Consider the following 18,497-nt stretch of genomic DNA (forward strand, 5'->3'; position numbering starts at 1 on the left):
TTATGACTGTTTCATTCAGTCACTCTTCGTGATGGCCGGGACGTGGATGGCCAGCGCAGTAACGTCATCATCCTGTTCATATCCCGACAACATCCCGTCAACCAGGAAATCCAGCAGCATGTGCGGATTTGCCACCACCTCAGGCGGCGCTTCGGTCACAACACTGCAAATCTCTGTCAGGCCGGCGTCCAAGCCACGCTTGCGGTTCTCCACGAGACCGTCGGAGTAGAGCACAGCGGTGTGTCCCGGCGGCACCACGAACCGGAACTGCCGGCGGCTGGTCGGCCAGCCCAGCGGCGTGCCGGGCTCGGCGTCGCAGAGGATCGCCGTGCCCTGCGGTGAGACCAGCACGGGCGGCGGGTGGCCCGCCAGGGCGAGCGTGCCCTCGCCGGTGGCCGGCTCGACGACCATGTAGGCCAGGGTGGTGACCTGGTCTTCCTCCTCGGTCGCGTCGAAGACCCGGTCGAGCCCGGCCAGCACCGCGGCGGGCGGCGGGTTGGTCAGCGCCAGCGCCCGCATCGCGTTGCGGATGCGGCCCATCCCGGCCGCCGCCTTGACGCCTTTGCCCATGACGTCGCCCACGACGGCCGCGACCCGCCCGTCCTGCAGCACGAACGCGTCGTACCAGTCGCCGCCGACCTGCACGTGGCGGCTGCCGGAACGGAACCGCTGGGCCAGCTCCAGGCCCTTGACCACCGGCAGGTGGTCGGGCAGCAGGCTGCGCTGGAGCGTCTCGGCGGTGCGGTGCTCGCGCTCGAACAGCGTCGCCCGCTCCACCGCCAGCGCGCACTGGCCGGCCAGCGCCTCCAGGAAGACGCCGTCCTCCTGGGAGATCTTCTGCGGCCTGGTGAACGAGAACCGCAGCGCGCCCAGCGCGCGGCCGGCGGCCAGCAGCGGCAGGCCCACCCAGGCCTGCTCGTCGCTGCTGGCGAGGTAGTGGGCGAGCACCTGCTCGTCGCCGCCGGCCTCCAGGAGCTGCATCTTCAGGCTCACCGGCGACTCGGCGAAGACCGGCCTGCGGCTGTTGACGGCCATGGTCATCACGCTGGAGTGGGACAGCGGGATCTCCTCGCCGGAGGAGCCGGACGCCTCCGGGATGCCCTCGCCGTTGATCAGCTTGAGCGCGGCGCGGTCGGTGTCGAGCAGCGCGACGGCGGACCGGTCCGCGGCCAGGGCCGTGCGGCCGACATCTATGATGACCTGCACCACCTGCTCGACCGTCAGCGCCTCGGCGAGCTGGGCGGTGGCGCCCTGGAGCCTGGCGGTGCGCAGGGCGGCGGCGCCGAGCTGGTCGGTCAGCCTGCCGCGCATCTCCTCGGCCTCGCGCTGCGGGGTCACGTCGGTGTTGGCGCCGACCCACTCGACCACCCGGCCGTGGCGGATGATGGGCACCGCGCGCACCTCGAAGTGGCGGTAGCCGCTGGCGCGGGTGCGCACCCGGTAGTTCCACTCGAACATGGTGCGGCCGCGCAGCGCCTCCTTCCACGCCTCCTCGGTGGCCGGGCGCTCGTCGGGGTGGACGACGTCCAGCCAGCCGTAGGCGAGGTACTCCTCCAGCCCCTGACCGGTGATGGCGCGCCACTGCGGCGCGTCCTCGGCGACCGTGCCGGTGGGCGTGGTGATCCACACGAGCTGGGACTGCGCCTCGACCAGCGAGCGGTAGCGCTCCTCGCTGCGGCGCAGGTCCTCCTCGATCTGGCGGCTCTCGGTCACGTCGAGCCCGACCAGGGTGACGGCCCGCAGCTCGCCGCCCTCGTCGTGGATCGGCGAGAACGACATCGACCAGTGACGGTCGGAGCCCTCGGTCGAGCGGACTCGCAGCCGCCGCTCGGCGACCGGCCCCTCGCTCTCGATGACGGCCTGGACGCCCTGCGTCACGGCCTGGCTGAGGTCGGCGGCGAGCGCCTCCACGGGGGCGCGGCCGGCCAGCCGGTCGGCGGGCACGCCGACAAGATCGCTGAACACGTCGTTGACCCGCTGGATGCGGCCCTCGACGTCGAAGAAGGCGAAGGCGAACTCTGCTTCGGACAGCAGGCCCTTCAGGAGGGCGGAGTCTGAGATGTCCACATCCGACTCCCGGGGACGGGGAACGGAGGTCTCGGCGCTCATGGTCCGTACCTCCGTCGCGTGCCAGGGTCTCCCACGCGGCACATCTCCATAATCGTGTATCGGCGTAGCGCAGCTCCGGGCGACCGGATTCTGCAGTACATCATCGGCGATGGGCATGCGCGGACGGAAGCCCCGGCCGCCATACGGTCAACGCATCCTGTCAAAATCGCTCCACGTTGCGCAGCAAGATCAGGCTACTCGGCCTTCGCCGCCTGCTTGGCAGCCTGCTTGTAAGCACGCACCCGCGCCAGGCTGTCGGCGTCGACCACATCCGCCACCGATCGGTAGGACTCCTCCTCGCCGTACGCGCCGGCCGCCTCGCGCCATCCTGGCGGCCGGACCCCCAGTTGCTTGCCGAGCAATGCCAAAAAGATCTGGGCCTTCTGCTTGCCGTAACCCGGCAGAGCCAGCAGGCGCTTCAGCAACTCTTGGCCATCGGCGGCGTCGGCCCAGATGAGCTCGGCCTTGCCGTCGTACTGCGCCACGAGGTAGGCCGCGAGCTGCTGGACCCGGGCCGCCATCGACTTGGGGTAGCGGTGGACGGCCGGCTTCTGGGCGAGCAGCGCGGCGAACGCCTCGGGGTCATAGGAGGCTATCTCCTCTGCGGTCAGGTCGTGCCCCAGCCGCTCCGAGATGGTCTGCGGACCCGTGAACGCCCACTCCATCGGCACCTGCTGGTCGAGCAGCATGCCGACGAGCAGGGCGAGCGGGCTGCGGCCGAGGAGCTCGTCGGCATCGGCGCGCTGCGTGAGCTGGATGCGCATGGAGACAGCTTCGCACGAAAGCCGCCGCGGAGAAGCGAACACAGTCGCCTCGGAGCCTTGACACTGCCTCGATAAAAGATGAAATGGGAGCGCAAGTCGCCTGCGTCCACTCCTGGGGGTTTGCCCCCCGGTCTCCAGAGGAATTTGACACCTATGCTCGCTCTGGCCACTCGCCTCCTGCGGGAGCCGGTCAGTCTACGGCTGGCCGAAGAGTTCCTCACCGTGCCGGTGGACACCATCGACCGGTGTGTAGCCGACGTGTGCGCGTGCGCGCAGCACCTCGGCATCACGGCGACGCCCGAGATCGTGGAACGCGTCGCGCGTGAGCATCTGCTCGCCATCGTCAACTCCGCACCACCGCCCCGAAGCCATCGATAACATCGAAGTCATCAGGCCGCGTTCTACGCACCGTTTGCGCCTGGAATGCGAGAGAGTGAGGGCGTGCGCCGACACCGACGAGACCCCCGGGAGAGCGTTCCGCCTGACGACGTCTTCAAGGAGATGGTCCAAGCCGCACGCGAGCTGCTCGCCGTGCGGAGCCCGCTCGACGCGGAGCTGATGGTCTCCGACATGATCGGCGCCTGGTGGGGCAGCCGGGTCCGAGGTGGCGACGTCGAACAGGTGCTCGGTGAAGGGCTGGTCGACTACGCCGCCAAGACCGGCACTCCCGCCTCGCTGACGCTGCTGATCTGCCTGGCCTACCTCGGCACCGCCCGCCAGGGCGCGAAGGCGGAGGGCGCGGCGCTGGCGATGATGGAGTCCGGCGTGGCCAGGCCCGGCTGGGCCGACCGGGTCGGCGCGGTCAAGCCGACCGGCTGTTACGTCTCGCGCGACGCCTACGGCGACCAGGACACGGTGATCTGCACGTTCGGCTACCGGTGGAACGGCGACGAGGCCCGCAACCGGCAGGACCGCCACGCGCTGGTGATGGTCGTCGACTACAACATGTCCGGCATGGCCCGCGACGCCTGGGTGTCCTCCCAGGTCGACAAGCTGCTCGACCAGGCCAGGGCCGAGGCGGCGGGCAACGCGATGCTGCTGTTCGAGGAGATCGAGCCGCAGCAGGCCAGGGCGCTGCTGGAGTCGGCCATGAAGGCCACCGGCGAGCCGAAGACGCCGCCGCCCGTCAGCGACAGCTACAGCGCCTACCACGCCTTCGCGCGGGCGCGGCTCAAGGCGCTGCCGCCGGGGCGCAAGCGGCCGGCGCCGCTCCACATCGAGGCCCCGTACAACAGGGAGCGGCGGGCGATGCTGGCGGCCGAGTTCCTCGCCTCCGACGACGCCGAGCACCTGTCGGACCCGTCGGCCGCCTCCCGGTGCGCCGACCACATCATCGACTACGGGTGCGACCAGGACTTCAGCAGGCCGCTGCGGGTGAGCCCGACCAAGTGCGAGACGTTCCTGCTCGACTGGCTGCCGCGCAAGGTGATGCTGTCGGAGGCCGAGCAGGAGGCGATGCCGCACGTGCTGGCGGCGTGGGCGCGCTTCGCCGCGCACCGCACGGGCCTGCCCGACGAGGGACTGAAGGCCACGCTGGACGCGGTGTGGGAGGCGACGGGCAAGTTCCCCGAGGCGTACCGCGATCCCGCCTCGTTCGGGCTGGACCGGTCGCTGCTGGTGCGGCTGCTGCCCGACGGCGACCTGTCGGCGCTGGCCAGGCGGGCCTTCGCGTTCCCGTTCCTGCAGGGCACCCACAACGGCGTCGACCTCGACCGGCTCAACCCCGCCGACGAGGCCGACCGGCGGGTGCTGCTGGAGATCGACCACGTGGGCGGCATCGACCAGGAACACCTCGCCTGGCACGAGGAGATCGCCACCCGGCTGTGGGAGGGCGACCCGCCGCAGCTGTGGGAGGCCGCCCAGCGCCTGCTCGACCTGGGCCACGACCGCCACGACGTGCTGCACGTGCTGATCGAGATCGCCGAGCGGATCGGCGGCGACCCCGACGAGCTCGCCGCCGCCCTCGACGACATCGCCGACATACCCGACGGGATCTAGGCTGCCCCGTATGGCGATGTACGTCCCCCTGAGCGAAGGTCGCTACCGCGCGACGGAGCACACCCAGGGCCCTTGGGACCCGCGCACCCAGCACCTCGGCCCCGTCACGGCCCTGATCGCGCACGAGCTGGCGCGGACCGCGCCGCGCCCCGGCCTCGATCTGGCCAGGCTCGCGGTGGATGTGTTCGGGCCGGTGCCGGTGGGCGAGCTGGAGGTGCGCACCGAGGTCGTGCGCGACGGCAAGCGCGTGCAGTGCCTGGCCGCGTCCGTCTCCTCCGGCGGCCGCGAGCACGTCAGGGCCACCGCCTGGCGCATCCGCGAGGCCGGGACGCCGGGCACTTCCAGCCCGCCGCCGCCCTTGCCGCCGTCCGAGAGCGAGCCGTCGTGGCTGACGACGGGCTTCGGGTACGGGCGCGCGACCGAATGGCGTTTCACCCGCGGCAGCGCGGCGGAGACCGGTCCCGCCACCGCCTGGGGCCGGTCGCGGGTGCCGCTGGTGAGCGACGAGGAGACCACCCCGCTGGAGCGGCTGGCGATGTTCGCCGACAGCGGCAACGGCATCAGCTACGCGCTCGACTTCGACACCCACCTGTTCGTCAACGTCGACCTGGTGATCTCGCTGTTCCGGGCGCCCGAGGGCGAGTGGATCTGCATGGACGCGGAGACCGTCGTCGGCCCGTCCGGGCGCGGCCTGGTCCGTTCCACGCTGTACGACTCGGCCGGCGAGGTCGGCTCGGCATCCCAGACCCTGTTCGTCGCCCCGCGAGAGGCGTCCTGATAGCGTTTCCGCATGCCCGTGAGGGCGGAATCCGCTCCCTCGGGGGCGCGGAGGAGCCACGATGGACCCCATGGTGATCGACCTCAACGCGGATCTCGGCGAAGGCTTCGGCATCTGGCGCCTCGGTGACGACCTCGCCCTGCTCGACATCGTCACGAGCGCCAACGTCGCCTGCGGCTTCCACGCCGGCGACCCGGTGACGATCAGGCGCACCTGCGCGGCGGCGGTCGACCGGGGGGTGGCGATCGGGGCGCAGGTGTCCTACCGCGACCTGGCCGGCTTCGGGCGCCGGGAGATGGACGTGGAGCCCGAGGAGCTCTGCGCCGAGGTGCTCTACCAGCTCGCCGCGGTCGACGGCATCGCCAGGGCGATGGGCGGGCGGGTCTCGTACGTCAAGCCGCACGGCGCGCTCTACAACCGGGTCTGCCGCGACCGGGAGCAGGCCGCGGCGGTGGTCGACGCGGTGGCCGACTACAACCCTTCGCTGCCGGTGCTGACGCTGCCGGGGTCGGTGGTGCACGAGGTGGCGGCGGCGGCCGGGGTGCCGACGGTCAGCGAGGCGTTCGCCGACCGCGCCTACACCGCCGCCGGCACGCTGGTGTCACGGCGGGCGGCGGGGGCGGTCGTCCACGACGTGGAGACGGTGTCCGCGCGCGCGGTGCGGATGGCGAAGGAAGGGCTGGTGACCTCCGCCGACGGCACCGAGGTTCCGGTGGCCGCCCGGTCGATCTGCGTCCACGGCGACACGCCCGACGCGGTCGCCCTGGCCCGCGCCGTCCGCGACCGGCTCCTGGAGGCCGGTGTGGTCCTGCAGGCGTTCGCATGACACCTCCTGCCCTCGGCCGCGCGTCCGGCGAGACCTCCCGTCGTGGCGGGCGGTTCGCGGGCACCACCCGTACGACGGACGCGCCGCCTCCCGCCGTTCGTCCGGTCGCGGAACTGCCGTCCCGGGTGGCCGCCGCGAGCGGGCCTGGCTTCGCCGGGAGTCGTGACGCGGGTGTCGTGGAGTACGCATGATCCGGCGGGCCGGGGAGCACGGGCTGCTCGTGGAGACGGGCGCACTGGAGGTCTCTCACCGGCTCGACGCGGCCCTGCGCGCCGAGCGGCCTCCGGAGGTGCTGGAAGTGGTGCCGGGACCCGAGACGGTCCTCGTCGTGGCCCCCGGCGCCGACCAGTCCAGATTGCGCGGCCTGCTGGAGACGCTGCTGTCCCACTGCCACGACGTCCCGTCAGACGACCAGTCCGTGCGAGACGACACGACCACAACAGCACCCCGCACAGCCCTCGACGGTACGACCGAGCGAACCACCCCCACCGGGCACGACACCGCGACTCCACAGACGACCCCCACCGGGCGCGACGGTACGACCGAGCGAACCACGGGGCGCGGTACGGCTGAGGGGACCACTCCCGTGCCGCTCGACGTTGTGGGCGCGGGTGGGGAGCCGACGGTGAGGTCGGGGGCGGCTCTTGGGGGTGCGGAGGTGTTGACGATTCCTGTGGTGTACGACGGTGCGGATCTGGAGTCGGTGGCGGAGGCGGCCGGGATCTCGGTGGACGAGGTGGTGTCCCGGCACGCCGGCCGGGAGCTGGTGGTCGGCTGGCTGGGGTTCGCGCCGGGGTTCGCCTACCTGATCGGTCTGGATCCGGTGCTGCACGTGCCCAGGCTGGCGACGCCGCGCACGTCGGTGCCGGCCGGGTCGGTCGCGATCGCCGGCCCGTACTCGGCGGTCTACCCGAGCGCGTCGCCCGGCGGGTGGCGGCTGCTCGGGCGTACGGACGCGCGGGTGTGGGACGTGTCGGCCGAGCCGCCGACGCCGTTCCGGCCCGGCACGCGGGTGCGGTTCGAGGTCGCATGATCGAGGTTCTGGCGCCCGGCCCGTACGCGACCGTGCAGGATCTGGGCCGGCACGGGTACGCGCACCTCGGCGTGCCGTCCTCGGGCGCGGCCGACGCGGCGAGCCTGCGGCTGGCGAACCGGCTGGTCGGCAACCCGGAGCGGCTGGCGGGCGTGGAGGTCACGTTCGGGCTGGCCAGGCTGCGCTTCCTGACAGGGGCGTGGGCGGCGCTCGCGGGCGCGCCGTGCCCGGTGTCCGGCGCGGCGGGGGCGGGCATGGGGGTGCCGTTCTGGGTGCCGAAGGGGGCCGAGGTGCGGCTGGGCACACCGGAGTGGGGGCTGCGCACCTACCTCGCGGTGCGCGGCGGCATCGCGGTGGAGCCGGTGCTGGGCAGCCGTTCGACCGACTCGCTGTCAGGGCTGGGCCCGCCGCCGCTGCGGGCGGGCACGGTGCTGCCGGTCGGCCCGGGCGCGGGGCTGGGGGAGATCACGGTGGATCTGGCGCCGCCCGCCGGTCCCCGGCCGCCGGTGCTGCGGGTGCTGCCCGGGCCGCGCGACGACTGGTTCGCCCCCGGGGCGCTGGAGACCCTGTGCGCGTCCCCGTACACGGTGAGCCAGGACAGCAACCGCGTGGGGGTGCGGCTGCGCGGCGCGGAGCCGGCGCGGGCCCGGGCGGGCGAGCTGCCGAGCGAGGGCATGGTGACGGGCGCGGTGCAGGTGCCGCCGAGCGGCCAGCCGATCGTGTTCCTCAGCGACCATCCGCCGACCGGCGGCTATCCGGTGATCGCGGTCGTGTCGAGCGCGGACCTGCCTGTCGCGGCCCAGCTGTGCCCCGGCGACGCGGTGCGGTTCAAGGTCGTGCCGCACCGCTGAGGTCAGGTGCGAACCGTGACCTCACAGCGTGACCTCGCCGGTCACGCAGGTGACCGCGGAGCCGCCCACCCAGACGCCGGTGTCGTCGGCGGAGATCCGGACGCGGCCGGCGCGGCCGAGCGCGGTGCCCTGGCTCGCCGCGTACGGCGCGGTGACGCGGCCGGTGCGCAGCAGCCACTGGGCGAGGGAGGCGTTGAGGCTGCCGGTCACCGGGTCCTCGATGATGCCGCCCTCGTACGGGCAGAACGCGCGCACCTCGTACGCGTAAGGAGAGCCCTCGGGGTAGAGCCCGGCGACGCCGGTGTCGACGGGAAGGCGGCCGGGCCTTAGGGCGAGCACGGCGTCGGCGTCGCGGAGCAGGAGCGCCACCCAGCCGGGCCCGTTGTCGGCCCACTCGGCGTCGGCGATCTCACCCCGGCCGATGCCCAGCCCGTCGGCGAGCCGCCCGAGCAGGTCTTCGTCGACGGGCCCTGAGCGCAGCAGCGGCGGCGCGGCGAAGGCCAGCCCGGAACCGTCGCGCCGGACGCGCACCAGGCCCGCCGCGCACTCCTGGACGATCATGCCGGGGTCACGGGGCGCGCCGCCGGTCTCCAGCCAGGCGTGGCAGCTGCCGATCGTGGGATGCCCGGCGAACGGCAGCTCGCCCGACGGCGTGAAGATCCGCACGCGATAGTCGGCCTCGCCGGTGGAGGGCGGCAGCAGGAAGGTGGTCTCGGACAGGTTGGTCCAGTTGGCGAAGCGCCCCATCTCCTCGTCGGTCAGCCCGGCGCCGTCGACCACGACGGCCAGCGGGTTGCCGTGATAGGCGGTGTCGGTGAACACGTCGACCTGGCGGAAGGCTCGTCCCATGCACGCGAGTGTCGCACGGCGGACCGGTCACTCCGCGGTGCGGACGGTCGTGAGCAGGGCCTCGACGCGGGCCGCCGCGGCGGCGAGCGGCGGCTCGGGGACGTCCTCGAACAGCTCGGCCTCCACCCGGCCCGCCTCGGCCTTCCAGACGCCGGCCACCCGGCCCCGGTGGACCACGACCGGGGAGATCCAGCCGGCCTGACGGCTCACCTTGGGCTTGGCGGCGGCCGGGACGAGCGGCTCCAGGGCGCGCGGGGCGCCCAGGATGTACGGGTCGAAGCCGGGCAGCAGGTGGACCTCTTCGGAGGGCCGGGTGGTGGCCAGGTCGTCGAGGTGCTCGGCGAGGGCCAGGAGGGTGCGGCCGTCGCCGGTCTCCACCTCGGCCAGCTCGGGGGCCAGGTCGCGGAACCAGCCCTTGAGCACGGCCTTCCTGGCGACGCCGCCGAACAGCCAGCCGTCGAGCATCTCCGGCGTCGCCGGGCCGTGGGCGCCCAGGAAGGCGCGGACCACCCGGACCCCGGCCTCCTCGGGCGGCGGGAGGGCCCCGGGCCAGCCCGACAGCCAGGCTCTCGGGGCGACGAAGGTGACGCGGCCCTCGCGGGGCGGGCCGTAGCACAGCTCGCCCAGGCGGCTGAGCGGCTTGAGCAGGGCGCCCCAGCCGGAGCCGAGCGCCTCGCGCAGATGCCGGTCGCCGGTGGCCGCCACGACCGCGTCGACCACTTCTTCCCTGGTCATCGGGCGCTCGCCGAGAATCTTCGGGACGGTGTCGACGATAGCCTCGATCTCGCCCGCGGTGACGCCGTGGCCGCGCTGCCAGGAACCCTTCTCCCAGAAGCGCAGCGTGCTCAGGGCCGCGCAGTGGTCGGGCAGGGTGTCGGCGGGCACCAGGTGGAGGGTGCCGCGCATGATCCACGTCTTGGCGAGCGTGCGATCGGCCCACAGCGCGCGGTCGATCGCGCCGGGGTCGGGCCGGTCGCTCCGCACCGCGACGGCGAGCTGGGCGGAGGACGCCACCTGCGCCTGCACCCCGCAGAGCCGCCGGGCCACCTCCACCGGCCCGCCGTCGCAGGGCTCGCTCACGAACTGACGGCGCAGCCGCCACGCCAGGATCTGCGGCCAGGTCACGGAAGTGGTCACCCGGACACTTCTACCAGCCGCCCCCGACAACGACGTCAGCGCGTGAAGCCGATGTCCTGGTAGCGGAGGTCGTGGAAGCCGCGGGCGCCCACGTTGGCCAGGGTGTCCTTGACCGCCACCACCTGCGGCCGCTGGTAGAGGGGCAGCACGTTGGCCTGCGCCCAGATGAGCCGGTCGGCGGCGTTGACCCCGGCGCGGGCCCTGGCGGGGTCCAGCGCGGCCACCGCGCGGTCCAGCGCGGCGTCGATGTCGTCCGAGCCGGACCGCCCCAGGTTGGCGTTCCAGGTCTTGCCGTCGGGGCTGTTCACGTAAGCGCCGTAGCTGCTCGACACGGGAAACGGGGTGCCGATGTACGCGAACGGCGCGATGTCGAAGTCGCCGGGGATCACGTACTTGGTGAAGAAGTCGTCGCCCGGGACCGCCTGGATGGTCAGCTTGACCCCGATCTTGGCGAGCATGCTCTGCGCCAGCTCGCCTTCCGACTTGCTGAGCTGCGACCCGGCCGGCACCACGAACCGCAGGTCCAGAGGGTGTCCGTCCTTACTCCGTACGGTCCCGTCCAGCTTCCACCCGGCCTCGTCCAGCAGCCGCTTGGCCCGCTCAGGGTCGTAGGCGCCGAAGCTGCCCGCGTTGTCGCGGTAGCCCTCCTGGGTCGGCATGAAGAAGTGGTTGCCGAGCGGCGTGGCGGGCCAGTCGAGACCCTGGAGGTCCGATCGGGCGATGGACATCCGGTCGACGCCGAGCTGGATCGCCTGCCGCACACGCACGTCGCGGAGCTTCTCGCTGGAACCGTTGAGGGTGAAGTGGCGGAAGTCGGGCCCCGCGGCGAGCCGCACCTGGGCGCCGGTGGCGCTCCTGGCCCTGGCGTAGTCGGGGGCGGACGGCCCGATGTCGGCCACGTCCAGCTCGCCGTTGCCGAACATGCCGGTGAGGGAGTCCTGCTCGGCGGCACGGTAGACGATCCGGTCCAGCTTGGCGCGGTCCCCCCACCAGGCGGGGTCGCGGACGAGCGTGACGGTCTTGGCGGTCTGGTCGAGCGCGCCGACCTTGAACGGCCCGGCGGTCAGCGGGATCGCGTTCACCCAGGAGGAGTTGAACGCCTCGGCGTTCTCGTTCACGGAGGCGGGCAGCAGCGGGCCGAACAGCGCCTGCCAGTCGCCGAACGGCCGGGTGAACGTCACCACCACCTCGTGCTCGCCCGCGCCCCGCTCGACCTTCGCGATGTCCTGGTAGCCGGTGGCGGAGACGATGCGGAAGGCCGGGTCGGCGCCGCGCATGACCTCCCACTGGGCGCGGTAGTCGGCCCAGGTGATGGGCTTGCCGTCGGACCAGCGGGCCTTGGGGTTGAGGGTGTAGGTGACGACCTGGTGGGGGCTGCGGTCGGTGATGCGGGCTTCGAGCACGTAGTCGCGGTTGACCGAGAGCCTGGCGTTGCCGTCGGAGGTGAACGCCGACGGCAGCAGCGCGTTGCTGACCACCGCGGCCACGGCGAGGTTGCCGTCGATGTGGTTGCGGTTCCACTGGGTGGGGAACTCGTTGATGCCCCAGCGGAGCGTGCCGCCCTCCTTGACCTTGTCGCGCGGCTGGAGGTTGATGTCGGACGCCTTGATGGTGTCGTCGCCCTGCCCCGCGCCGCCGGAGGGGCCGCGCGTGCCGCAGCCGGCCTGGGTCAGCGCGAGTACGGCGGCGACGACGAGCCGCACGCCTGTCAACGGGGCTTTCATGGGTGGTTCTCCTCCAATGGGTACGAGCCGGGTCAGACGACGGCGAGCCTCTCCGCGTAGTGGCAGGCGGCCGACTGGTCCTCGCCCAGCGGCCGCATCTCGGGCTCGGTGTCGGCGCACAGGCCGCGCTCCGTCTCCGTCAGCACCGAACGGAACGTCGGGCACCGCGTGCGGAACCGGCAACCGGACGGCGGGGAGGCCGGGTCGGGCCGCTCGCCGGTGAGCAGGATCCGCTCGCGGGCGCGCTCGCGGGCCGGGTCGGGCAGCGGGATCGCCGACAGCAGCGCCTGCGTGTACGGGTGAGCGGGCGCGGTGTAGACGGCGTCGGCGCGGCCGATCTCGGCGATCCTGCCCAGGTACATGACGGCCACCCGGTCGGCGATGTGCCGCACCACGGCCAGGTCGTGCGCCACCAGCAGGTAGGACAGCCCGAGCTCGGTCTTGAGCGCGCCGAGCAGCCCGAGCACCCCGGCCTGGACCGACACGTCGAGCGCGGAGACCGGCTCGTCGAGCACCAGCAGGCGCGGCTCCAGCGCGAGCGCGCGGGCGATGGCGATGCGCTGCCGCTGGCCGCCGGAGAAGTCCTTCGGGTAGCGGGCGGCGTGCGCCGGGTCCAGCCCGACGAGGGCGAGCAGCTCGCCGACCCGCCGCCGGGGATCGCCGCGCCGATGCGTGCGCAGCGGCTCGGCCAGGATGTCGTGGACCGTCATCCGCGGGTCGAGCGAGGCCAGCGGGTCCTGGAAGACGACCTGCACGTCACGCCTGATCTCCATCCGCTGGGCGGCGGTGAGCGCGGCGGTGTCGCGGCCGAGCACCACGACGCGGCCCTGCTGCGGGCGGGTCAACTCCAGGATCTCGGTCAGCGCGGTGGTCTTGCCGGAGCCGGACTCGCCGACGAGGCCGAGCGTCTCGCCCTCGCGGATGTCGAAGCTGATGCCGGCGACCGCGTGGACGGTGCCGACGCGTCTCCTGAACACGGCGCCCTTGACCAGCGGGTACTGCCTGACCAGCCCGTCGACGGCCAGGACCGTGCGCGGCCCGCGGGCGCCCGGCCCTGTCCTGCCCGGGGGCGCGGGGAGCGGCGGGCTCACCTCGTCCCACCTGATGCACGCGGCGCGGTGTCCCGGGCCCACCTCGAACAGCGGCGGCTCGCGTTCGTCGCACGCCTCCACCCGCAGCGGGCAGCGTGGCGCGAACGGGCAGCCCGGCGGCAGGTCGCCGGGCGCGGGCGGGGCGCCGTCGATCGGCGCGGGCGCGGCCCGGCCGGCCGCGTCGATGCGCGGCACCGCGCCGAGCAGCCCGGCGGTGTACGGCATGCGGGCGTGGTAGAAGACGTCGTCCACGTCGCCGGACTCGACCGGGCGGCCCGCGTACATGACGAGCACCCGGTCGGCGAAGCCGGCCACGACCCCCAGATCGTGCGTGATCATGACGATGGCGGCGCCGGTCCGGCGCTGCGCGGTCTTGAGCACCTCCAGCACCTGGGCCTGGACGGTGACGTCGAGCGCGGTCGTCGGCTCGTCGCAGATGATCACGTCGGGGTCGTTGGCCATGGCCATGGCGATCAGCACCCGCTGGCGCATGCCGCCGGAGAACTCGTGCGGGAAGGCCAGCGCCCGCCGGGCCGGGTCGGGGATGCCGACCAGGTCGAGCAGGTCGACGGCGCGGACCGCGGCCTGCTCCTTGGTCACCTTCTGGTGGGTGCGGACGGCCTCGGCGATCTGGTCGCCGACGCGGTAGACCGGGGTGAGCGCGGAGAGCGGGTCCTGGAACACCATCGAGACGGCGCTGCCGCGGACGGCGGCGAGTTCCCGCTCGCGCAGGCCGACGAGCTCCCTGCCTCCCAGCCGGATCGAACCGGTCACCCGGGCGCCGGGCGGCAGCAGGCCCATCACCGCGGCCGCCGACACCGACTTGCCGCAGCCCGACTCGCCGACGAGGCCGAGCACCTCGCCCTTGCGCACGGCGTAGCCGAGGCCGCGCACGACGGGCGCCCCGCCGAGCGTGACCCGCAGGTCGGTCACCTCCAGCGCGGGGGTCATCGCGGCTCCCTCGCCGTCGGGTCGAAGGCGTCGCGCAGCGCGTCGCCGATGAGGTTGACCGCGAGCACGGTGACCACGAGCAGCCCGGCGGCGAACCAGAACGTCCACGGCGCGTACACGGCGGTCCTGGAGCCGTCGGCGATGAGCGTGCCGAGCGACACGTCGGGCGGCTGGATGCCGAACCCGAAGTACGACAGCGAGGTCTCGGTGAGGATGGCGGCGCTGACGTTCAGCGTGGCGTCGACGATGAGCAGCGACGACAGGTTGGGCAGCACGTGCGAGAGCACGATCCTTACGGGCGGCACGCCCAGGTAGCGGGCGGCCCGCACGAACTCGCGCTCGCGCAGCGAGATCGTCATCCCCCGGGCCATCTTGGCGGTCACCATCCACAGGAACAGCGCCAGCATGAGCACGAACAGCGGCCACTGCCCGGACCCGAACAGCGGCGACATGACGGCCAGGATGAGGAACGCGGGCAGCACCAGCAGCAGGTCGGTCACCCAGGTGATGACCCGGTCGGTCCAGCCGAGGAAGTAGCCGGCGAACGCCCCGGCGAGCGCGGCCAGCGCCGTGCACACCACGGCCGCGAGCAGCCCGACGACCAGCGACCGCTGCAGGCCGCGCAGCGTGACGGCGAACACGTCGGCGCCGGTCTGCAGCGTGCCGAACCAGTGGGCGGCCGACGGCGGGGCGAGGAACGCGGCGAAGTCCTTGTCGGTGTGGGACCACGGGCTGACCAGCGGGCCCGCGAACGCGAACAGGAACACCAGCGCCAGCACCAGCGCGCCTGCCCTGCCCTGCCACGAGGAGAGGAAGCGGCCGGTCACCGCCCTGGCCCTGGACGGCGGGGGCGGCCGGCCGGCGTCGTCGCCGGCGGACTCCTCGGCGACCTCCTCCGACAGCGTCATCCGGCCCGCACCCTGGGGTCGAGCACGGCCTGCAGCAGTCCGGCGGCCATGGAGGCGACCAGCACGGCGACCGCGGCCAGGCAGGAGATGGCGGCCACGGTGTTGACGTCGTTGGTGAAGATCGAGCTGATCAGCCGCTCCCCCAGCCCGTGCCAGCCGAAGATCTTCTCGGTGAACGTGGCCCCGGTGAGCAGGGCGCCGAAGGTGAAGGCGAAGTAGGTCGCGACCGGGATGAGCGCGGTGCGCAGCCCGTGGCGGATCAGCGCCCGCCGCCTGGTCAGGCCCTTGGCCATGGCGGTGCGCAGGTAGTCGGCGCCGAGCACGTCGAGCATCGTGTTGCGCTGGTAGCGGCTGAACACCGCGGCGAGCCCGAGCGTGATCGTGACGGTCGGCAGGACGAGGTGCTGGGCCCGGTCGAGGAGCGTCTCCCAGAGCCCGGCCTCCAGCCCCGCGCTCGCCTCCCCCGCCACGAGCAGCACCCGGGCGCCGAACAGGTGGTCGTTGGCCCACGTGCCGGCCAGGATCAGCACGTTGGCCAGCACCACCACGGGCACCGCGAGCAGCAGGAAGGACACGGCCGCCGAAAGCCGGTCGAACCAGCCGTACTGCCGGGCGGCGGCGAGCGCCCCCGCCATGACGCCCAGCGCGCTCCCGCACACCAGCCCCAGCAGGACCAGCCGGAGGGTGACACCGGCCCGCCGCTTGAGGTCGTCGCCGACCGGCGCGCCGCTGACGCTCTTGCCGAAGTCGCCGCGCAGGACTCCGCCCGCCCAGGTGAGGTAGCGCTCGGTCAGGGGGGTGCGGTCGTTCAGGTTGAGCGCGGTGAGCTGCGCGTCGACGACGGCGGGCGGCGGGGCGGGAGTGCGGCCCGCGTAGTTGGCGCGCGGGTCGAGCGCGGCGGCGGCGAGCAGGTAGGCGAGGGAGGCCGCGACGGCGACCAGCACCACCGAGCTGACCAGCCTGCGCGCCAGGAACCCGGCCATCTCCCCTCCTCCGCGACACCGCTCCTACCGCAACACTGCGTAGCCATATTGCTACAGGATGCGACGGGCGCCGCGCAGGCGAGTGCCAAAGAGGGGTCTGGTTAACGTCCGGAAAGCTCGTCGACGGCGGTGCGGACGTCGTCGCTGGTGATCGTCGTCAGCTCGGCGGCGCTGGCCGGCTCCTCCGCCGAGGCGCCCGCGGCCAGCCGCACGTCGCGGCGCATCGCGGCGCGCTCGAACAGCGACCTGGCGAACCGGCCGTTGCCCAGCCCGTCGATCAGCCGTTCCTCGCACACCCAGGTGAAGACCTCGTCGAGGTCGTTGAGCGCGTCGTCGTCGAACCGGTCGCCGGCCTGCTGGGCGAGCAGCACGGCGATCTCGGTCAGCTCGCGCGGCGCGTAGCTGGGGAAGGCGACCCGCTGGTTGAAGCGGCTGGACAGGCCGGGGTTGGTGGCGAGGAAGGCGTCCATCTCGCGCTCGTAGCCGGCCAGCACGATGACCAGCCGGTCGCGGTCGTCCTCGGCGCGCTTGAGCAGCGTCTGCACGGCCTCGGCGCCGAACGCGTCGCCGCCGGAGTAGCCGGGGTTGACCAGGCTGTAGGCCTCGTCGATGAAGAGCACGCCGCCCAGCGCCCGGTCGACCAGCTCGTTCGTCTTGATCGCGGTCGCGCCGAGGTGCTGGCCGACCAGGTCGGCGCGGTGCGCCTCGACCACGTCGGGCCGGGCGAGCAGGCCGAGCGCGGCGAAGACGCGGCCCAGCACCCTCGCGACGCTGGTCTTGCCGGTGCCGGGCGGGCCGGCGAACACGAAGTGTCGCATCTGCGGCGGGGTGGGCAGCCCGCGCTCCTGCCGCATGCGGGCCACCTGGAGCTGCGCGGCGATGGCGTGGACCTGCCGTTTGACGGGGGCGAGCCCGGCCATCCGGTCGAGGTCGGCGAGCGCCTCCTCCAGCGTGGGGGTGGCGACGTAGCCGCGGAAGCGGGCGGTGAGCTCGTCGAACGCCTTGGTCACGTCGGCGGTGGTGGTGGTCACCAGGTCCTGGGTGGTCGGCGTGCCGCCCGCGCCCACCACCCGCACGTCGCGGGCCTGGGCCGCGGCCTCGACCAGGCTGCGGGCGAACCTGGCGTTGCCCAGCTCGTCGACCAGCCCGCGGCGGTGGACGTCCTCGTACAGGCCGAGCAGCGCGGCCTTGGCGTCGTCGCCCATGGTGTCGCCGCGCCTGCGCTGCAGGAGCTCGGTGATCTGGGCCAGCTCTGCTGCGGAGTAGGCGGGGAAGCGCACGCGGGTGGCGAACCGGCTGGCCAGCCCGGGGTTGCTGGACAGGAACGAGGTCATCTCCTGCTCGTAGCCCGCCAGGATGATGATCAGCCGGTCGCGGTCGTCCTCGGCGCGCTTGAGCAGGGTCTGCACGGCCTCGGCGCCGAACCGGTCGGGCTGGCCGTCGGAGGAGTTGATCAGACCGTACGCCTCGTCGACGAAGAGCACGCCGCCCAGCGCCCGGTCGACCAGCTCGTTGGTCTTGATCGCGGTCGCGCCGAGGTACTCGCCGACCAGGTCGGCGCGCTGCCCTTCGACCACGTAAGGGGTCTCCAGCAGGCCGAAGGCGTAGAAGATCTTGGCCAGGGTGCGGGCGACGCTGGTCTTGCCGGTGCCCGGCGGGCCGACGAACACGAAGTGGCGCACCGGACGGCCCGCGGTGTAGCCGGCCTCGGCGCGCAGCCGGGAGGCCTCGATGGAGGCGGCGATCGAGCGGACCTGCTCTTTGACGGGGGCGAGGCCGATCATGGCGTCGAGCTCGGCGAGCGCCTCCTCGACCGAGATCTGCGGCAGGCCCTGGGCCTTCTCCGGCTGCGCCTCGGGCCTGCCCTCGCGGGCGCGCACCCGTACCCGCTCCTCCGCGCCCAGCTCGGCCCTGGCCCGGCGGGCGAGCAGGAAACGGTAGCCGAGCACGACCGCGGCGGCGCCGTAGGCGACCCAGACGGCGAGGTTCTCCGAGACGAGGGAGAGCGCGGCGGCCAGCGCGCCGGCGGGCACGAGCGCGAGCAGCGCGGACACCCACGGGGTGACCCAGCGGATCAGGTGGGCGGCGACGGCGACCGGCACGGCGAGCAGCATGAGCAGGGTCGGCGCCATCGGCTGCGCGGGGAAGAGCGGGGAGAAGAGCGGCAGCAGCGCGATCCAGCCCGCCAGGACGAGCACGGTCGCCGCGGCCTGCGGGAAGCGGAGGGTGAGCGCGACGAAGCAGAGGATGAGCGCGGTGGTGAGGAACGTGTCGAGCAGGTCCCAGCCGAGCGCCGCGCCGGTGCCGACCGCCCCGATGAGGATCGCCGCGTAGAGCACTCTGCGCACGGCGGGGGGAAGCCGGAAATAGCGCAGCCGCACCTGCTCGAACAGATCTCGCACCGCGGCTCGGCCCGCGGGACGGGCCCTGCCGGACTCCTGCATCACGCCTCCCCGGTGTCCGCCCCCGGTTATACCGTACGGAACCCCGGTGTG

16 protein-coding genes are annotated in these 18,497 nt (G+C 73.1%); 7 read left to right on the forward strand and 9 right to left on the reverse strand.

Features of this window, described 5'->3' with window-relative positions; genetic code table 11:
• Positions 1-15 precede the first annotated feature (15 nt).
• Both ACIBF7_RS19085 and ACIBF7_RS19090 read right to left on the reverse strand, forming a co-directional pair.
• Positions 16-2,109, reverse strand: coding sequence for a SpoIIE family protein phosphatase (locus tag ACIBF7_RS19085; protein WP_148030162.1), 2,094 nt, complete (start codon positions 2,107-2,109; stop codon positions 16-18).
• A gap of 194 nt (positions 2,110-2,303) precedes the next feature.
• A complete protein-coding gene (locus tag ACIBF7_RS19090; protein WP_271279507.1) occupies positions 2,304-2,873 on the reverse strand; it encodes an HhH-GPD-type base excision DNA repair protein in 570 nt (189 codons plus the stop codon).
• A gap of 153 nt (positions 2,874-3,026) precedes the next feature.
• Here ACIBF7_RS19090 and ACIBF7_RS19095 point away from each other — a divergent pair, with 153 nt between their 5' ends.
• From ACIBF7_RS19095 to ACIBF7_RS19125, 7 genes are all read left to right on the forward strand, one after another.
• A complete protein-coding gene (locus ACIBF7_RS19095) occupies positions 3,027-3,251 on the forward strand; it encodes a hypothetical protein (RefSeq protein ID WP_148030160.1) in 225 nt (74 codons plus the stop codon).
• Between the two features lie 123 nt (positions 3,252-3,374).
• Entirely contained in the window at positions 3,375-4,871 is a 1,497-nt protein-coding gene (locus tag ACIBF7_RS19100; protein WP_148030159.1) for a hypothetical protein, read from the forward strand.
• Between the two features lie 10 nt (positions 4,872-4,881).
• The gene (locus ACIBF7_RS19105; RefSeq protein WP_397197723.1) at positions 4,882-5,649 is read left to right on the forward strand and encodes a thioesterase family protein; all 768 of its coding nucleotides are present in this window, start codon (positions 4,882-4,884) and stop codon (positions 5,647-5,649) included.
• 70 nt (positions 5,650-5,719) lie between these two features.
• Positions 5,720-6,475, forward strand: a complete 756-nt coding sequence (locus tag ACIBF7_RS19110) for a LamB/YcsF family protein (RefSeq protein ID WP_148034384.1) — start codon at positions 5,720-5,722, stop codon at positions 6,473-6,475.
• Entirely contained in the window at positions 6,472-6,666 is a 195-nt protein-coding gene (locus ACIBF7_RS19115) for a hypothetical protein (protein ID WP_364230218.1), read from the forward strand. The genes ACIBF7_RS19110 and ACIBF7_RS19115 overlap by 4 nt, the downstream gene beginning before the upstream one ends.
• Positions 6,663-7,508: an allophanate hydrolase subunit 1 gene (locus ACIBF7_RS19120; RefSeq protein ID WP_364230220.1), complete on the forward strand. Its 846-nt coding sequence runs from the start codon at positions 6,663-6,665 to the stop codon at positions 7,506-7,508. The genes ACIBF7_RS19115 and ACIBF7_RS19120 overlap by 4 nt, the downstream gene beginning before the upstream one ends.
• Positions 7,505-8,359 (forward strand): biotin-dependent carboxyltransferase family protein, encoded by an 855-nt coding sequence (locus tag ACIBF7_RS19125; RefSeq protein WP_364230222.1) that lies wholly within the window; start codon positions 7,505-7,507, stop codon positions 8,357-8,359. Before ACIBF7_RS19120 ends, ACIBF7_RS19125 begins: the two co-directional genes overlap by 4 nt.
• Positions 8,360-8,380: 21 nt before the next feature.
• Here ACIBF7_RS19125 and ACIBF7_RS19130 read toward each other — a convergent pair whose 3' ends face one another.
• The 7 genes from ACIBF7_RS19130 to ACIBF7_RS19160 all read right to left on the reverse strand — a co-directional run bounded on the left by ACIBF7_RS19130 (position 8,381) and on the right by ACIBF7_RS19160 (position 18,446).
• Positions 8,381-9,208, reverse strand: coding sequence for a PhzF family phenazine biosynthesis protein (locus ACIBF7_RS19130; protein WP_364230224.1), 828 nt, complete (start codon positions 9,206-9,208; stop codon positions 8,381-8,383).
• Between the two features lie 27 nt (positions 9,209-9,235).
• A complete protein-coding gene (locus ACIBF7_RS19135) occupies positions 9,236-10,345 on the reverse strand; it encodes a winged helix DNA-binding domain-containing protein (protein WP_364230227.1) in 1,110 nt (369 codons plus the stop codon).
• Between the two features lie 35 nt (positions 10,346-10,380).
• Positions 10,381-12,069 (reverse strand): ABC transporter family substrate-binding protein, encoded by a 1,689-nt coding sequence (locus tag ACIBF7_RS19140; protein ID WP_364230229.1) that lies wholly within the window; start codon positions 12,067-12,069, stop codon positions 10,381-10,383.
• Positions 12,070-12,101: 32 nt separating this feature from the next.
• Positions 12,102-14,111: a dipeptide ABC transporter ATP-binding protein gene (locus ACIBF7_RS19145; protein WP_397197724.1), complete on the reverse strand. Its 2,010-nt coding sequence runs from the start codon at positions 14,109-14,111 to the stop codon at positions 12,102-12,104.
• A complete protein-coding gene (locus ACIBF7_RS19150; protein WP_271278989.1) occupies positions 14,108-15,019 on the reverse strand; it encodes an ABC transporter permease in 912 nt (303 codons plus the stop codon). The genes ACIBF7_RS19145 and ACIBF7_RS19150 overlap by 4 nt, the downstream gene beginning before the upstream one ends.
• Positions 15,016-16,002: an ABC transporter permease gene (locus tag ACIBF7_RS19155; protein ID WP_219551337.1), complete on the reverse strand. Its 987-nt coding sequence runs from the start codon at positions 16,000-16,002 to the stop codon at positions 15,016-15,018. The genes ACIBF7_RS19150 and ACIBF7_RS19155 overlap by 4 nt, the downstream gene beginning before the upstream one ends.
• 101 nt (positions 16,003-16,103) lie before the next feature.
• Positions 16,104-18,446 (reverse strand): AAA family ATPase, encoded by a 2,343-nt coding sequence (locus tag ACIBF7_RS19160; protein WP_271278988.1) that lies wholly within the window; start codon positions 18,444-18,446, stop codon positions 16,104-16,106.
• Positions 18,447-18,497: the final 51 nt, after the last annotated feature.

Source organism: Nonomuraea sp. NPDC050478 (assembly GCF_044458265.1).
Lineage (GTDB): Bacteria > Actinomycetota > Actinomycetes > Streptosporangiales > Streptosporangiaceae > Nonomuraea > Nonomuraea ferruginea.

Bases quoted from the DNA above. Each gene is read 5' to 3' on its own strand.
- ACIBF7_RS19155 (WP_219551337.1), bottom strand. From the start codon at position 16,002: ATGGCCGGGTTCCTGGCGCGCAGGCTGGTCAGCTCGGTGGTGCTGGTC.
- ACIBF7_RS19160 (WP_271278988.1), bottom strand. From the start codon at position 18,446: ATGCAGGAGTCCGGCAGGGCCCGTCCCGCGGGCCGAGCCGCGGTGCGA.
- ACIBF7_RS19150 (WP_271278989.1), bottom strand. From the start codon at position 15,019: ATGACGCTGTCGGAGGAGGTCGCCGAGGAGTCCGCCGGCGACGACGCC.
- ACIBF7_RS19095 (WP_148030160.1), top strand. From the start codon at position 3,027: ATGCTCGCTCTGGCCACTCGCCTCCTGCGGGAGCCGGTCAGTCTACGG.
- ACIBF7_RS19145 (WP_397197724.1), bottom strand. From the start codon at position 14,111: ATGACCCCCGCGCTGGAGGTGACCGACCTGCGGGTCACGCTCGGCGGG.
- ACIBF7_RS19085 (WP_148030162.1), bottom strand. From the start codon at position 2,109: ATGAGCGCCGAGACCTCCGTTCCCCGTCCCCGGGAGTCGGATGTGGAC.
- ACIBF7_RS19130 (WP_364230224.1), bottom strand. From the start codon at position 9,208: ATGGGACGAGCCTTCCGCCAGGTCGACGTGTTCACCGACACCGCCTAT.
- ACIBF7_RS19100 (WP_148030159.1), top strand. From the start codon at position 3,375: ATGGTCCAAGCCGCACGCGAGCTGCTCGCCGTGCGGAGCCCGCTCGAC.
- ACIBF7_RS19140 (WP_364230229.1), bottom strand. From the start codon at position 12,069: ATGAAAGCCCCGTTGACAGGCGTGCGGCTCGTCGTCGCCGCCGTACTC.
- ACIBF7_RS19110 (WP_148034384.1), top strand. From the start codon at position 5,720: ATGGTGATCGACCTCAACGCGGATCTCGGCGAAGGCTTCGGCATCTGG.
- ACIBF7_RS19105 (WP_397197723.1), top strand. From the start codon at position 4,882: ATGGCGATGTACGTCCCCCTGAGCGAAGGTCGCTACCGCGCGACGGAG.
- ACIBF7_RS19125 (WP_364230222.1), top strand. From the start codon at position 7,505: ATGATCGAGGTTCTGGCGCCCGGCCCGTACGCGACCGTGCAGGATCTG.
- ACIBF7_RS19090 (WP_271279507.1), bottom strand. From the start codon at position 2,873: ATGCGCATCCAGCTCACGCAGCGCGCCGATGCCGACGAGCTCCTCGGC.
- ACIBF7_RS19115 (WP_364230218.1), top strand. From the start codon at position 6,472: ATGACACCTCCTGCCCTCGGCCGCGCGTCCGGCGAGACCTCCCGTCGT.
- ACIBF7_RS19120 (WP_364230220.1), top strand. From the start codon at position 6,663: ATGATCCGGCGGGCCGGGGAGCACGGGCTGCTCGTGGAGACGGGCGCA.